General features: G+C 33.9%; 16 protein-coding genes. 15 read left to right on the top strand and 1 reads right to left on the bottom strand.

Annotated features, from left to right (window positions below):
* Window positions 1-3: 3 nt before the first annotated feature.
* The 13 genes from BTM29_RS10900 to holA all read left to right on the top strand — a co-directional run bounded on the left by BTM29_RS10900 (window position 4) and on the right by holA (window position 13415).
* Entirely contained in the window at window positions 4-1278 is a 1275-nt protein-coding gene (locus BTM29_RS10900; RefSeq protein ID WP_076617545.1) for a 2-oxo acid dehydrogenase subunit E2, read from the top strand.
* A 2-nt stretch (window positions 1279-1280) separates the two neighbouring features.
* Window positions 1281-2708: a dihydrolipoyl dehydrogenase gene (lpdA, locus tag BTM29_RS10895; protein WP_076617540.1), complete on the top strand. Its 1428-nt coding sequence runs from the start codon at window positions 1281-1283 to the stop codon at window positions 2706-2708.
* A gap of 87 nt (window positions 2709-2795) precedes the next feature.
* On the top strand, window positions 2796-3098 hold the full coding sequence (locus BTM29_RS10890; RefSeq protein ID WP_076617536.1) for a UPF0223 family protein: 303 nt from the start codon (window positions 2796-2798) through the stop codon (window positions 3096-3098).
* Entirely contained in the window at window positions 3073-3855 is a 783-nt protein-coding gene (locus tag BTM29_RS10885) for an inositol monophosphatase family protein (RefSeq protein WP_076617532.1), read from the top strand. The genes BTM29_RS10890 and BTM29_RS10885 overlap by 26 nt, the downstream gene beginning before the upstream one ends.
* 71 nt (window positions 3856-3926) lie before the next feature.
* Window positions 3927-5777, top strand: coding sequence for a translational GTPase TypA (gene typA / locus BTM29_RS10880; RefSeq protein ID WP_225972201.1), 1851 nt, complete (start codon window positions 3927-3929; stop codon window positions 5775-5777).
* Window positions 5778-5901: 124 nt separating this feature from the next.
* Window positions 5902-7077, top strand: coding sequence for an FtsW/RodA/SpoVE family cell cycle protein (locus BTM29_RS10875; protein ID WP_076617528.1), 1176 nt, complete (start codon window positions 5902-5904; stop codon window positions 7075-7077).
* A 10-nt stretch (window positions 7078-7087) separates the two neighbouring features.
* The gene (locus BTM29_RS10870; RefSeq protein WP_076618930.1) at window positions 7088-7360 is read left to right on the top strand and encodes a YlbG family protein; all 273 of its coding nucleotides are present in this window, start codon (window positions 7088-7090) and stop codon (window positions 7358-7360) included.
* A 6-nt stretch (window positions 7361-7366) separates the two neighbouring features.
* Window positions 7367-7918 (top strand): 16S rRNA (guanine(966)-N(2))-methyltransferase RsmD, encoded by a 552-nt coding sequence (gene rsmD / locus BTM29_RS10865; protein WP_076617525.1) that lies wholly within the window; start codon window positions 7367-7369, stop codon window positions 7916-7918.
* Between the two features lies 1 nt (window position 7919).
* Entirely contained in the window at window positions 7920-8411 is a 492-nt protein-coding gene (coaD, locus tag BTM29_RS10860) for a pantetheine-phosphate adenylyltransferase (RefSeq protein WP_076617522.1), read from the top strand.
* A complete protein-coding gene (locus tag BTM29_RS10855; RefSeq protein ID WP_076617517.1) occupies window positions 8408-9466 on the top strand; it encodes a SepM family pheromone-processing serine protease in 1059 nt (352 codons plus the stop codon). The genes coaD and BTM29_RS10855 overlap by 4 nt, the downstream gene beginning before the upstream one ends.
* Before the next feature lie 64 nt (window positions 9467-9530).
* Entirely contained in the window at window positions 9531-10163 is a 633-nt protein-coding gene (locus tag BTM29_RS10850; RefSeq protein WP_076617514.1) for a helix-hairpin-helix domain-containing protein, read from the top strand.
* On the top strand, window positions 10160-12436 hold the full coding sequence (locus BTM29_RS10845) for a DNA internalization-related competence protein ComEC/Rec2 (RefSeq protein WP_076617511.1): 2277 nt from the start codon (window positions 10160-10162) through the stop codon (window positions 12434-12436). Before BTM29_RS10850 ends, BTM29_RS10845 begins: the two co-directional genes overlap by 4 nt.
* Window positions 12402-13415: a DNA polymerase III subunit delta gene (gene holA / locus BTM29_RS10840; RefSeq protein WP_076617508.1), complete on the top strand. Its 1014-nt coding sequence runs from the start codon at window positions 12402-12404 to the stop codon at window positions 13413-13415. The genes BTM29_RS10845 and holA overlap by 35 nt, the downstream gene beginning before the upstream one ends.
* A gap of 119 nt (window positions 13416-13534) precedes the next feature.
* On the opposite strand, the gene rpsT is transcribed toward holA, so the two are convergent.
* On the bottom strand, window positions 13535-13783 hold the full coding sequence (gene rpsT, locus BTM29_RS10835) for a 30S ribosomal protein S20 (RefSeq protein WP_076617504.1): 249 nt from the start codon (window positions 13781-13783) through the stop codon (window positions 13535-13537).
* A gap of 217 nt (window positions 13784-14000) precedes the next feature.
* Between rpsT and rpsO the strand changes: the two genes are divergently transcribed.
* Together rpsO and BTM29_RS10825 are read left to right on the top strand one after the other, a co-directional pair.
* The gene (rpsO, locus tag BTM29_RS10830) at window positions 14001-14270 is read left to right on the top strand and encodes a 30S ribosomal protein S15 (RefSeq protein WP_076617500.1); all 270 of its coding nucleotides are present in this window, start codon (window positions 14001-14003) and stop codon (window positions 14268-14270) included.
* 186 nt (window positions 14271-14456) lie between these two features.
* The gene (locus BTM29_RS10825; protein ID WP_076617497.1) at window positions 14457-16154 is read left to right on the top strand and encodes a ribonuclease J; all 1698 of its coding nucleotides are present in this window, start codon (window positions 14457-14459) and stop codon (window positions 16152-16154) included.

Here is a 16154-nt window from a genome sequence, read left to right as displayed (position 1 = left end):
GCCATGGCTTATAAATTTAAACTACCAGAATTAGGCGAAGGAATGGCAGAAGGTGAGATTGCTAGCTGGCTTGTCAAAGAAGGAGATACAATCAAAGAGGATGACTCGATTGTTGAAATCCAAAATGATAAATCAGTTGAGGAATTGCCTTCACCTGTATCAGGTACCGTTAAACAAATTGTTGCTCAAGAGGGTGACACAGTAGAGATTGGTGATACATTAATCGTTATTGATGATGGATCGGCCGATACAGGGGACGATGAAGAAGCTCCTAAGGCCGACAAAGCTCCTGAAAAAGCAGATGCTCCAGCAGATAAAAGTGCTGAAAAGGCCCCATCACAAGCAACTGGTTCAGCAAATGATAATTATTTGGCTATGCCATCAGTCCGTCAATATGCAAGGGATGAAGGCGTTGATTTATCACTAGTTACTCCAAGTGGTAAACATGGTCAAATCTCTAAAGAAGATATTGATTCATATAAAGCTGGAGCACCAGCAAAAGCAAGTAAGACTGAAGAGACACCTGCTAAAGCAAGTGGTCCAGCAGTTAAACCTTACAAGTCTGATGAACCAGAACTTGAAACACGTGAAAAGATGAGTATGACTAGAAAAGCAATTGCTAAAGCAATGCGTAATAGTAAAGACATCGCTCCACACGTTACAAGTTTTGATGATGTTGAAGTTTCAGTATTAATGGCTAACCGTAAGAAATATAAGTCAGTGGCTGCTGATAAAGGTATTAAATTAACATTCTTACCTTATATTGTTAAGGCATTAGTTGCAGTAATGAAAGAATATCCAGAATTCAATGCATCAATTGATAATTCAACTGATGAAATTGTTTACAAGCATTATTACAATGTTGGTATTGCTACAAATACAGAACATGGTTTGTATGTACCAAATATCAAGAATGCTGATTCTAAGGGAATGTTTGAAATTGCCAAAGAAATCACTGAAAATACTCAAGCTGCATATGATAATAAATTAAATAGTAAAGCCATGTCAGGCGGATCAATTACTATTAGTAACGTAGGATCAATCGGTGGAGGATGGTTTACACCAGTTATTAACCAACCTGAAGTTGCAATCTTGGGTGTTGGTAAAATAGCTAATGAACCATATGTTGACGAAGATGGAAACATTCAAGTAGGTAAGATGTTGAAATTGTCATTGTCATATGATCATAGATTGATTGATGGTGCTTTAGCACAAAATGCATTGAATTTATTGAAGAAATTGTTGCATGAACCAGACATGTTACTAATGGAGGGCTAGTTATGGCTGAGAATGTTATTGAAAAAGATACTGTTATTATTGGTTCAGGCCCTGGTGGCTACGTTGCCGCTATTAGAGCTTCAGAATTAGGACAAAACGTTACGGTTATTGAGAAATCAGATACTGTTGGTGGAGTATGTCTAAATGTTGGATGTGTTCCTTCAAAGGCTCTAATTACTGCCGGACATAGATTACAACAAGCTAAAGACTCAGCAACATATGGTATTACAACAAGTGATGCTGTTATTGATTTTGCTAAGACACAAGCTTGGAAAGACGAAAAAGTTGTTGCTCGTATGACAAGTGGTGTTGAAATGCTTCTTAAAAAGCATCATGTGGAGCTTATCAATGGTGAAGCTTATCTAGACAATGACAAGCAATTACGTGTTATGCCAAGTGGTCCTCGTCAATTTATGGACAATGGTGGCGGACAAACAATTAAGTTCAAGAATCTGATTTTGGCAACTGGAAGTCGTCCAATTGAGATCAGAGGATTTAAGTTTGGTACACGTGTTATTGATTCAACTGGTGGTTTGAACCTTCCTGCAGTACCAAAGGAATTTGTAATCATCGGTGGTGGTTATGTAGGTACTGAATTAGCAGGAGCATATGCTGATTTGGGTGCACATGTAACTATTCTTGAAGGATCACCACAAATTATTCCTAACTTTGAAAAAGATATGGTATCGATTGTTAAGAAGAACCTTGAGAAAAAAGGTGTAACAATTATTACTAATGCCATGGCTAAGAATAGTGAAGAATCTGATGATGGTGTTAAAGTGACTTATGAAATTGATGGTAAACCAACAACTATTGATGCAGATTATTGCATGGTTACAGTTGGTCGTCGTCCTAATACTGATAACTTTGGTCTAGAATTAACAAACGTTAAATTGACAGATAAAGGTTTAGTTGAAGTAGACAAACAAGGACGTACATCTGTTGATAACATTTGGGCTATTGGTGACATCGTAGCAGGCCCAGCTTTGGCTCATAAGGCATTCTTTGAGGCAAAGACTGTAGCTGGTGCTATCTCAGATAAGAACACTGAGAACGACTATATTGGTGTTCCTGCAGTCTGCTTTACAGATCCAGAATTAGCTACAGTTGGAATTACTCAAACAGAAGCTAAGGATAAGGGAATTGAAGTAAATGTTGCTAAATTCCCATTTGCTGGTAATGCTCGTGCTGTTAGTTTGGATGCTGCTGAAGGATTCGTTAAACTAATTGCTGATAAAGAGACTGGGACATTATTAGGTGGTCAAATCGTTGGACCTGGAGCAAGTGACTTGATCTCTGAATTAAGTGTTGCTGTAAATTGTCAATTGAATGCAGAAGATATTGCATTGACTATTCACCCACATCCAACACTAGGTGAGCCAATTCAAGAAGCTGCAGATATTTTAATTGGTTATCCAACACATATTTAACAGAAATAATACTTGGCGATGCATTTGCATCGCTTTTTTTGTTATATTAGTTATAGTGGATAAAATCTTGAAAGGAAGATCATACAAATGCAGGAGAATTATAGTTACCCGTTAAATCCAAAATGGACACAAGATGAAATTGTTAAAGTTATCGATTTGTATAGAGCAGTTGAGACTGCGTATGAACATGGGATTAAACGCGATGATTTCTTACAGAAGTATCGATTATTTCAGCAAGTTGTCCCAATGAAAATGGATCAGAAACAATTGGATAAAGATTTTGAGTTTGAATCTGGATATTCAATTTACCAAGTATTTAAACAGTGCCAGAAAACTTCAGGTAGTAGGAAAGTCAGGATCTATAATGGAAATAACAGCCAAAACAATTGATAAATTCGTTGTAAATATTTTAGAAGAGGTTGGTAACAGCCTGATTATTGATACAACAAAGGATAAATTGGTTGATACTAAACGTGATCGGAATGATTTAGTAACTAATTTTGACAAATCGACTGAGAAGTTTATTGTTTCTATGATTAAAGAGGGATATCCAAATTCTACTATTGTCAGTGAAGAGGGATTTGGTGACGATGTTAAAAATATGGATGGACTAGTATTTTTTGTCGATCCCATTGATGGAACAATGAATTTTGTTAAACGTGGTGATGATTTCGCCTCGATGATCGGTGTTTATTTAGATGGCAAACCTTTTGTTGGTGGAATTATTGACGTTATGCAAAAAAGAGTTTTTCATGGAGGACCAGAATTGGGAATTTATTGTAATGATAAAAAATTGCCTAATCCTCAAAATAAATCCTTACGTGAAGGTTTGATCGATATTAGTGCGCGAATGGTACTCAGTGATTGGCTCAATACTAAAGAAATCGTAAAGAACAGTAGTGGCCTTAGAGTGTACGGTAGTGCGGGAATTATCTTTGAACATTTATTGTTAGGAAAAGAAGTAATGTACATGTCATATTTGGCTCCGTGGGATTTAGCGGCTGGACGAGTATTGTGTGAAGGTGCAGGTTTACAGGTCACAAGTGTTGACGATACCCCTGTAAATATGCTAAAATCACAAGTCGTAATAGCTGGCACACAGAAAGTAGTTTCTGAAGTGCTTAAGACGGTTAAAAATTGTGACTGAACTGTGAATTACAATCACAGTTTTTTTATTGCAAATGATTATTATTGTCGTTTATGGAAGGAAGAAATACTTTGACTGAAAAAAGAAGAGAAGATATTAGAAACATTGCCATTATCGCCCACGTTGACCACGGTAAGACTACCTTAGTTAATGAAATGCTAAAACAATCGGATACACTTGGCGAACATTACCAAATTCAAGATCGTGCTATGGATACTAACGCAATTGAAAAAGAACGTGGTATCACAATTCTTTCAAAAAATACTGCTGTTGATTATGATGGCAAGAAAATTAATATTTTGGATACACCAGGACACGCTGACTTCGGTGGTGAAGTTGAACGTATCATGAAGATGGTTGATGGTGTTTTATTAGTTGTTGATGCTTATGAAGGAACAATGCCACAAACACGTTTTGTTTTGAAGAAAGCTTTGGAACAACACCTTACACCAATCGTTGTTATCAACAAGATTGATAGACCAGGTGCTAGACCTGAAGAAGTTGTTGATGAAGTTCTTGAACTATTTATCGAATTGGGTGCTGATGATTCACAATTGGACTTCCCAGTTATCTATGCTTCAGCAATCAATGGTACATCAAGCTATGACTCAGATCCTGCAAAGCAAGAACATACTATGGATCCATTGTTTGATACTATTCTTAAGACAATTCCAGCTCCTATTGATAATTCAGACGAACCATTACAATTCCAAGTTGCTTTACTTGATTATAATGACTACGTTGGTCGTATCGGTATTGGACGTATATTCCGTGGAACAATCAAGATCGGTGATAACGTTACGGTTATGAAGCTTGATGGTTCAACTAAGAACTTCCGAGTAACTAAGATATTTGGTTTCTTAGGTCTTGATCGTGTACCAGTTGAAGAAGCTAAAGCTGGAGATTTGATCGCCGTTTCAGGTATGGAAGATATCTATGTTGGTGAGACAGTTACACCGGTTGACCATGAAGAAGCACTTCCATTACTACGTATCGATGAACCAACACTACAAATGACATTCTTACAAAACGATTCACCATTTGCTGGCCGTGAAGGTACAGAAGTTACTGCTAGAAAGATTGAAGAACGTTTAAGAAAACAACTTCATACAGATGTTTCACTAAAAGTTGAGAATACTGATCAAGCTGGTTCTTGGTTAGTTTCTGGACGTGGTGAACTTCATTTATCAATTCTTGTTGAAGAAATGCGTCGTGAAGGATTTGAGTTACAACTTTCACGTCCAGAAGTTATCTACAAGAATATCGACGGTGTTAACTCAGAACCTTATGAGGAAGTAACAATTGATACACCTGACCAATATGTTGGTTCAGTTATTGATTCTATGTCACAAAGAAAAGGTGACATGACAAACATGGAAAGTACTGGAAATGGTCAAACTAGATTGATCTTCTCAGCACCTTCACGTGGTTTGATTGGTTACTCAACAGAGTTCTTATCAATGACAGGTGGTTATGGTATTATGAACCATACATTCTCAGAATACAAACCTGTTGTTAAGAATTGGGAACCAGGTAGAAGAACTGGTGCTTTGGTTTCAATCAATAGAGGTTCATCAACAACATATAGTTTACAATCAGTTGAAGACCGTGGAAAATTATTCATTGGTGCTCCAGTTGAAGTATATGAGGGAATGATCGTTGGTGAGAGTAATCGTGATCAAGATATCGCTGTTACTGTTACAAAGGGTAAGAACCTTACTAATACACGTGCCGCTGGTAAAGATCATGCTGCTGCAATCAAGACTCCTAAGGAAATGTCACTAGAACAATCAATTGAGTTCTTAAATGACGATGAATTATGTGAAGTAACTCCTAAGAGTGTCAGATTACGTAAGAAGATCTTGGATACTAACGAACGTAAGAAGTATGACAAACAAAGAAAAATGTCTAAAAAAGCTTAAAACTGAATTTAAAGGCTATTAAAATCTTAAGTGGATTTTGATGGCCTTTTTTGTGTGTCTTGTTTTTCACACCAGTTTTTTCATCAGTGGTATAATCTTAGTATTAGATTTTAGGAGTAAAAATGTGGAAAAATTAAGAAAAATAGATTTATGGATTGTAATTCCGTACATCCTACTTCTTGGTATTGGTGTAGTTATGGTTTACTCCGCAAGTTTCTATAATGCTATGATGAATGGTGGTAGTTCTAGCCAATATTTGATCAAACAAGGAATATTTGCTGTAATGGGTTTGATTCTTTGCTTGTTATTTTTTATGCTTAAAGAAAAGCTTTTTAAAAAGCAAGGATTCGTTGTCATTTTTCTAGGAGGATTAACCATACTTCCACTTGGCCTTTTAATTGTTAAGGGAGTTATAAATCCGGCTAGTAGAATAAATGGTGCTTCTGCTTGGATCAACTTGAAGTTCTTTAATTATCAACCCTTAGAAATGGCGAAGTTATCATTGGTTTTGTATTTGGCTTTATTTTTAACTAACAAACAAGCAAAATTAATGGCTAAACAAACCGGAAAGACGGTTTGGAAAGAAATTCAACAACCCGTAATAACAATTATGTTTATGATTGGATTAGTATTATTTGAACCTGATATGGGTGGTGCGGCAATTCTTGGTTTTATAACTTTGATTTTAATTTCGGCATCTACAATACCGTTTAAATACATTTGGAGATTCAACGGCGGACTTGTGGGATTATTCACTTTAGCGATAGTATCAATTGTTAAATTTCAACCGTCTTTTATCGTTAAAAATTATCAATATGCCAGAGTCTTAGCTATGCAGCATCCTTTTCAATTGGAGCGAACATCTGGTGCACAACTGGTTAATTCGTTTTATGCGATAAGTAACGGTGGAATATTTGGAGTTGGATTAGGTAACAGTATTCAAAAACGTGGTTATCTTCCAGAACCACATACTGATTTTATTTTGGCTATTATTAGTGAGGAATTAGGATTAGTCGGTGATATCGTTGTTTTAGGACTGATTTTTTTAATAGTTTCTCGAATGATACTCTTAGGTATAAGATCAAAAAGTAATTATAATTCTTTGGTTTATTATGGTATTGCAACCATGCTTTTATCACAGACTATTTTGAACGTTGGTGGTTTATTAGGATTGGTTCCACTTACAGGTGTTACCTTGCCGTTTATTAGTTATGGTGGTTCTAGTATGCTGGTATTATCAATGGGATTAGGAATTGTTCTTAATCTTGAAGCAACTGCAAAATTTTCAAAAGAAAAATAAAGGTGATTTTATGTATAAAAAAGTGGAGCGTCAGGCTATGTACGTCTGGGTCTACTCAATGAAATGGAAAAAGAAACTTCAACACTTCGGTACCGTTAGATATGTTTCTCCAAAAATGAAATATATTATGCTTTATGTTAATTCTAATCGTGTTGCTGAAGTTAAAAAGGAATTGGTTTCTAAAAATTACGTTAAGCGTGTCACAATGGCTCACCGAAAAGAATTAGATGAACACTATGTATTAAAAGACAACGCTGAAAGAAAAGATAAATTAGAGGAGTAATTACTAATGAAAGTTGTATCTGGAAAGTTTGGCGGACTGAATTTGAAACCAGTTCCCGGGAACAATACACGACCAACATCTGCAAAAGTCAAAGAAGCTATGTTCAGTATGATTACGCCATATATGGAATATGGCAATTCCTTGGATCTATTTGCAGGAACAGGTAGTCTAGGTATTGAATCAGTTTCGCGCGGTTATGAAGCCTCTTATTTAGTTGATAAGGCGTATAAAGCTATCAATACAATAAAAGAGAACGTCGAGAAGACTCATAGTGAAAATCAATTTGTAATTATGAAGTCTGCGGCCACAGAAGCTTTAAAAAAGTTTGCGGCAGACGGAGTTAAATTTGATTTGGTATTTTTAGATCCTCCATATCGAATGAAAATAACTGAACAACTTATTATGGATATGATCGATAATAATCTTTTAACTGATAATGCCATTATCGTGGATGAGACTGATTATGATGTTGATTTAAGTAGTTTAGAAAATGTTAATTTGATAAAAGAAAAGAAATATAAAGATACTAAAGTAGCTATATATAGGTTTGGAGATTAGAATGGCAGAAAGAATTGGAATATATGCTGGAAGTTTTGATCCAGTTACTAATGGACATTTGGATATTATTCGTCGCTCATCAAAGTTATTTGATAAATTGATCGTAGCAACGATGACAAACACTTCAAAAGAGTATATGTTCAGTTATGAAGAGAAGAAAGAATTCATTGAAAATGAAATTAAAGATCTCTCCAATGTTGTTGTTATAGATGGTAGTGAACAATTAACTACTAAGTTGGCACAAAAATATCATGCAAATGTTTTAGTTAGATCTATGCGTAGTGGAGACGATTTTGTCTACGAAGCAGGGATTGCTTCTGTAAATAAAGTACTCGATAAAAATATCGAGACAATTTTTTTATTGGCTGACGTAAAATATGCTAATATATCATCATCAATGATTAAAGAAGTTGCTAAATTCAATGGTGATATTAGTCATCTAGTACCTAATTCGGTAGCAACTGAATTGACAAAAAGATTGCGGAAGGAATAAAGCTATTGAAATTCAATAAAACCAGAAATAAGATACTCGGTGCCTTATTTATTTTTGTCATGGTAGTTGCTTTTTTCTATTTACCAACGGGATATTATTTAGAGATACCCGGTAGTGCAGAGGCTACTTCAAGCTTTGTAAAAGTTAACGGAAAAAAAGATAAAAAGAAAGGTGACTTTCTTTTAACTACTGTTGGTATTGTTCAAGGTTCACCGTTTCAGTTATTGAAGTCGATGGGAAATGATTTTGAAACTATCTATTCTCGTGAAGATTTAATGGGGGATGAAAATAGTCAAGAATATTTCCAAGTGCAACAGTACTACATGAAGTCTGCAACTAATAATGCTATTCAGGCAGCATATTCTGCTGCTAATAAGCCATTTACTAAGAAGTATTTGGGTGTATACATAATGGATGTTTTGGATAATTCCGATTTTAAAGGGAAACTTCAAATTGGTGATACTATCAATTCCATTAATGGATATAAGTTCAAAAATGCAAATCAGTTTATAAATTATGTTAAAAAGCAAAAAAAGACTGCAACAGTTAAAATTAGTTATATCAGGGATGGTAAGCATAAAACTGTCAGCGGTAAACTTGTGAAATTGAAGCAAACTAAGCGATACGGATTAGGAATTACACTGACTGATAATACAGAGGCCAAGGGTAATCCACCTACAAAGATAAATGCTGGTAATATTGGTGGACCATCTGCAGGTTTGATGTTTACCTTGCAAGTTTATTCTCAAATTGCAAATAAGGATTTAAAAGATGGAAGAATAATTGCCGGAACCGGTACAATTTCTCCAGATGGTACTGTTGGTCCAATTGGTGGGATTGAGAAGAAAGTGTATGCCGCTGATGCACAAGGCGCAACAATCTTCTTTGCTCCAGATGATCCAGTAACCAAGTTAATTAAGAAGTATGATCCAACGTATGTAAATAATTATCATTTAGCAAAACGTGCTGCTAAGAAGATTCATACCAAGATGAAGATTGTTCCAGTAAAGAATTTGAATGAAGCAATCAAGTATTTGGAAAAGACCTCTAAGTAGTATTGATAGATCAGATTAAAAATCTGGTCTATTTTTTTTCGTAATTTTATTTGAGGTGATAATTATGGATAAAATTTTGGATTACATTTATGAGAATAAAATATTAACGATATTAGTTGTTGGGTTGATAAGCTTAGGATTATTTCATTATCTGTTTCAAAAACCCACTACAATGCCATCAAATGATAATGCTCAGGTTAAATCAAGTGAGGTCTTGCCTGTGGAGTCAAAAAAGGAAGGAACTGAAAAGAATATCAAAGGTAAAAAAGAACCTGAATTTGTGATGGTCGATGTTCAAGGTGCTGTTAAATCACCAGGAGTTTATAGAATGAAGAACACATCTATAGTGAAGGATGCTATCAATCTCGCTGGAGGTGTAAACGATGATGCTGAATTAAAACAAATCAACCAGGCTCAACATGTAACCGATGAGATGCAAATTTCTGTCCCTAGTGTAGGTGAAGTACCTCAGAATTCTCCTATGCAGTCTAGTCCTAGTAAGACCAGTAAAGTTAACATAAACACTGCTACAGTGGATGATTTTCAAAATGTGTCCGGAATTGGACCTAAAAAGGCTGAAAAAATAATAGATTACCGTACACAAAATGGTAATTTTGAAGTATTAGAAGATTTAACTAAAGTTTCAGGGATAGGTGATAAGACTTTAGAATCATTGAGTGATCAATTAACAATATGATAAAGGACCTGTTAATATTTCCGGCTCTAATTGGTTGTTTAGCTGTTGCGTTGGTGTTTAATACGCATGAATATGCATTACTTTTATTGATGATTTTAATTTTTATCAGAATTATATTGCTGAAAAATGTCAAATTGTTACTTTTGGCACTGATCGTTGGTGGATTCATGACTGGATATGCACAGTTTCAGTTACATTCCATTCCTAGAATTCCAGATAATGTAACTAAGTTGTATATAGCATCTGACGATATAAAGGTATCTGGTGATTTATTGTCAAGCATAGCATCCGATGATAAACAAAAATTTAAAGTTTACTATCGTATACCAGATGAACGTGAAAAAAGATTCTGGACAAATTTGAATAATGTTGTTGAAGTCAGGATCAAAACAAAAAATATTGAAACGATAAAAGAAGCAAGAAATCCTGGTGAATTTGACTATGCCAAATATTTACAACACAGAAAAATATATTACGGTATTACAATCGATAAATTTGAACAAACAAATATTAAGACAAATTTATCTATAAAAGATAAGATAAATGTTTTACGAATACATCTAATTCAAAAATTCAACAAACTTCCTAAATGGTTAAAAATACATGCTCATAGTTTGTTGCTGGGATACAACGATAATGCAGATGAAAATCTCTTTAGTAATTTAAGTACGTTGGGGATCATTCATCTCTTTAGTTTATCTGGGTTACATGTACTGATTTTTCTTTCAATATTCAGAAAGATATGTTCATTTTTACGAATAACAAGAGAATTTGTAGATCTTTCTATGTTATTTATGCTGCCACTTTATGGGATACTGGTTGGATCAAAGCCAGGCATTTGGAGAGCAATCATTCTGGCAATTGTAGGTATTATTCTCCAAAAAATGAATATTACTTGTAGTAAAACTGATATTTTTGGTCTAACTATATTTTTTTGTTTATTACTAAATCCATATTCTTTGATGGATATGGGAGGACAATTGAGCTTTTTACTATCATTTTCCTTGTTATTTATTAATAGTGGCAACGTTATTGTACAAACCTTAAAAATCAATTTAGTTAGCCTACCTTTGATTTTATTTAAAACTTACCAATTCAGCTGGCTTATATTACTTGCCAATTTAGTATTTGTCCCGATATTTGAGTATATAATTTTACCGGTGACACTTATTTCAGCTATTTTTGTTGAAAGTGGGATGTTATTTTGGAATTTATTCAATAATTTGTTCGATAGGATTTATAGTATGATTGCCTTATTTTCAAGCAATGATACATATTCTCTTATTACTGGGACTCTTCCAGTAGCGATAGTATTTATTCTAACGTTTGTCGCACTTTTTATTATTGAAAGTAAATTTCTTATAAACAGGTATCTGGTATCTTATTTAATTATTTTGTGTTTTGCTATATTTCTTAATAAGCATCCCATTAGCGGACAAGTGTCAATAATTGATGTTGGTCAAGGGGATAGTATATTGATTACTACACCTTTAAATCGTAAAACTTACTTAGTTGATACGGGTGGGAAATTAGATTTTCCAAAAAAGGAATGGCAAAAGAGAAAACAATTGAATCAAGTTGAGGTTTCGACTATTCCGTACTTGAAGCAACATGGTATAAGTAAAATTGACAAGGTATTTTTATCACACAAAGATGTAGATCATATTGGCAATTTAGAAACGTTGATTAAAAAATTTCCAGTTGATGAAATTGATTTTGGAACTGGTTTAGAAGAAAACTTTAGGATATATCAAATTATAAAAGATAATCCTAAAATTAAATTTAATAAATTTCATACAGGAGACAGATTTAGGGATGGTAATATTGATTGGAATATCATTTGGCCAAAAGATAAGTCAATTGGAGAAAATGGTGACTCGTTAACAATTTTAGCTAATATCCAGGGTAATAATTGGTTATTTACGGGGGATTTAGATATTGAAGGTGAAAAAAAGATATTGGCTAGTCAAAAATTTGATGTAGATTATTTAAAAGTTGGTCATCACGGATCTAAAACTTCTAGTGGATATGACTTTATAAAAAGTATTTCACCAAAAATGGCCTTGATATCTGCTGGCGTCAATAATCGTTATGGCCACCCTAATAAGGAAACAATTGAGACCTTAGATAAATTGCATGTCCCTCATATGAATACGGCTGAATATGGTATGATTACTTGGTATTATTATCCATTTAGTAATAAAAATAAGATAACAACTTTTTTAAAGGGTGAAGTAGTTGAAGATAGCAGAATTAACACAAAAGCTAAATAGTAACAATATTGATAATGTTTATTTGGTGACAGGAAATGAACAGGTATTTATAAAACAAATTAAAGAACTTTTTAGAAATTTGATGTCGCCTGAAGAACAAGATATGAATTTTTCTAGTTTTGATTTGGAAGAGTCATCATTAGAAGATATGATAAATGAAGCTATTTCAGCTCCTTTCTTTGGTGAACGAAGGCTAGTCTTTGTCGATAGACCATATTTTATGTCATCACAAAAAACTAAGAATGCAGTAGAACAGAATCCTGATTTATTAATACGTTATATTCAAAATCCAACACCATCGACAATATTGGTTATATTTGCGACATATGACAAATTAGATGCGCGTAAAAAAGTAGTTAAGCAATTAAAGAAGCTTGCAACCAATGTAGATGCAAGCCAAATGGATAGTTACCTATTAGTTCGTACAGTTAAAGCTGATTTGAAGAGATCTGGGTATGAAATAAATCAAGATGCGTTAGAATTATTGATTAATAAAACTAAGTCAAATTACTCACAAATCATAAATCAAATGGATAAATTAAAAATCTATGCTTTAAAATCTAAAAAGATAGATATTAAGGCTGTGAATGAGTTAGTTCCTCAGAGTTTGGATGATGATATTTTTGATTTAATGAATCAGATTTTGAATAAGAATATTTATCAAGCAGAGGAATTGTACAGTCAATTTTTACTTCAAAAAATTGATCCAATCTTGTTGGTGGCAATTATTATGTCACAATTAAGAATTCTGATCCAAACTAAAGTATTGAGCAGTCGAGGGTTAACTGAGGGCACTATTGCTAAAAATCTAAAGGTTAATCCTTATAGAGTAAAAATGACTTTAAAACAAGGTCAAAATATTCAACTAGGGCAATTAACTGAGATGTTTGATGCCATTGTTAACTTGGATTATCAAATCAAATCTGGCCAGGGTGATAAAGAGTTGTTATTTGATCTGTTTATTGCAAAATACGCCTAAAAAATTATTAATAAAGCAAAAAAAGAACTGATATTTACTTTCGTAAAATACCAGTTCTTTTTATTTTGAGTAAAAAAATAAGCAACATAATAGCTGCTTACATTAATTACTTAGATTAATTAGTTCATCTTAGCAAGTCTTGACTTATCACGAGCTGCTTTGTTTGCTTTGATTAGGCCTTTTGACTTAGCCATATCAATTGCGCGAACTGCTGTACGGAACAAGTCGTCCTTGTTATCAGCGTTGTTAGTAGCTGATGTTTCAAAGTTTTTGATAGCTGAACGCATTGCACTTCTTTGTGAAGTGTTGCGAAGGCTGGCCTTTTCCTGTTGCTTTACACGCTTGATAGCTGATTTAATTTGTGGCATATATTTCACCTCCGATTACCTTTTAAACTTAAACTCAATACATAGAATTATACATAATCAATAGTTTCAATGCAATGAATTGTTTGACTTTTTTTATTATACTTGAAAATGTTGCGTAAGTGTAGTAAATTATTTAGTTGTATTAACCATACTCTGTTATGCGATTCACCAACGTATTGCATAGTTTGGCTAAATCTTATAGGAAAAGGTGAATGAAATGGCTATTTCAAAAGAAAAGAAAACAGAAATTATTAAGCAATACGCTCGTAAAGAAGGAGACACAGGTTCTCCAGAAGTACAAATTGCTGTTTTAACATACGATATTAACTCATTGAACGATCACTTGAAAGTTAACAAGAAAGACCACCATTCATATGTTGGTTTGTTAAAGAAAATTGGTCACCGTCGTAACTTACTTAAATATCTTAGAGATAATGATGTTCAACGTTACCGTGAATTGATCCAATCACTTGGTCTACGTCGTTAATAATAATTAGATAGGAAGTTCCTTTATGGGACCTCCTATTTTTTTTACATAATTTCATTATTGCATACTGGTGTGATAGAATAAACCATAGGTATAGCTCGAGTAGTCTTAAGTTGATTTAAGACTTAAAAAAACACATTCAGATATTATGATCTATGCTATTTATATGAAATGAGAGATGAAAAGATGAGCAAAAAGATTAAGATTGTACTTTTAAGTGGAGTACGTGAAAACGGCAAAAATATGTATGCTGTTGAAGTGAATGATGAGATTTATATTTTGGATATTGGACTACAGTATCCTGATAATGACTTATATGGGATAGATGTAGTTGTACCTGATATGACTTACATCAAGCAAAATATCGATAAAGTCGTTGGAATTTTCTTATCACACGGACATGCTGACGCAATAGGAGCATTGCCATATTTAATAGGTGACTATGATATTCCAGTATTTGGATCTGAAATGACTATCGAATTAGCAAAAATTGTTTGTTTTAATGATAAAAGAAGCAAAAAATTTGATAATTTCCATGTTATTGACGAAAGTACAGCCATTGACTTTGATGAAGCAACAGTATCTTTCTTTAAAACTACGCACTCAATCCCAGGATCTTTAGGTATCGTCGTTAAGACTACTGAAGGACAGATTGTTTACACTGGTGATTTCAAGTTTGATCAAGCTGCTGTTCCAACCTACAAGACTGATTACGCTCGAATCGCTAAGATAGGTGACGAGAAGGTTCTTGCATTGTTAAGTGACTCTGCAAACGCTGAATCACCCTATGAAAATTCAAGTGAACGTGATATTTATGAGTATATTTTGGATACTTTCAGTTATCATAATGGACGTATAATTGTTGCTCAAGTGGCTTCAAATATCCAAAGAATGCAACAAGTAATGGATGCCGCTGATAAGACTGATCATCGTGTTTATTTATCAGGAACTGATGCAGAAAAGATTCTTAAAACGGCTATGAAATTGGGCTATTTAAAAATTCCTAATGAAAATTTACTTGTTAATACACAAGAATTAAAAGATATTGATCAAAATAAATTGGTTGTGATTGAAACTGGACGAATGGGTGAGCCAATTAAGCTATTGCAAAAAATGGCTAATCCAGCCGCTAAGACTAAGTTCCAAATTGTAGAAGGAGATCTAGTATTTATTGCTACAACTCCTTCACACGCTATGGATACAACATTTGCTAAAACACGTGATGCTATTTATCGTACTGGTGCAGAGGTTAAATCATTAGGGGATGAGAAGCATTCTTCAGGACATGCTAACAAATCCGATTTACAGTTGATGATTAATTTATTAACTCCAGAAAACGTTGTGCCTATTCAAGGCGAATATAGACTATTAGATGCACATGCAAAAATCGCACATGAAACAGGTATTCCTTACCAAAACATTTTCCTTACTAAAAAAGGTGACGTTTTGAATTATGAAAACGGACAATTTTATCAAGGTAAAGGTGTAGACGCCGGAGATACAATGATTGATGGTATTGGTGTAGGTGATATTGGTAGTATTGTATTGCGTGATCGTGAATTATTGGCCGAAGATGGTGTTTTCATCGCAGTAGCTACGATTGATCGTAAAAAGAAAAAAGTCGTTGCTAAGCCTAAAATAACGGCACGTGGATTTGTTTACATGCGTGCTAGTCGTGATCTATTAAGCGAAAGCTCAGATATTATTGTTGATACAATCGTTGATTATCTTCAAAATAGTAAGGACTTTGATTGGTCAGATTTGAAACAAGGTGTTCGTGATAAGTTGAACCATTTCTTGTATGAACAAACTAACCGTCATCCAGTTATATTGCCCGTAATTATGGAAGTTAACCAAAATAGGCATAGAAAATCCAAAAATTAG

Source organism: Companilactobacillus allii (assembly GCF_001971585.1).
GTDB lineage: Bacteria > Bacillota > Bacilli > Lactobacillales > Lactobacillaceae > Companilactobacillus > Companilactobacillus allii.
Note: the sequence above shows the minus strand (reverse complement) of the source record. Positions and strands in the feature narration are given on the sequence as shown.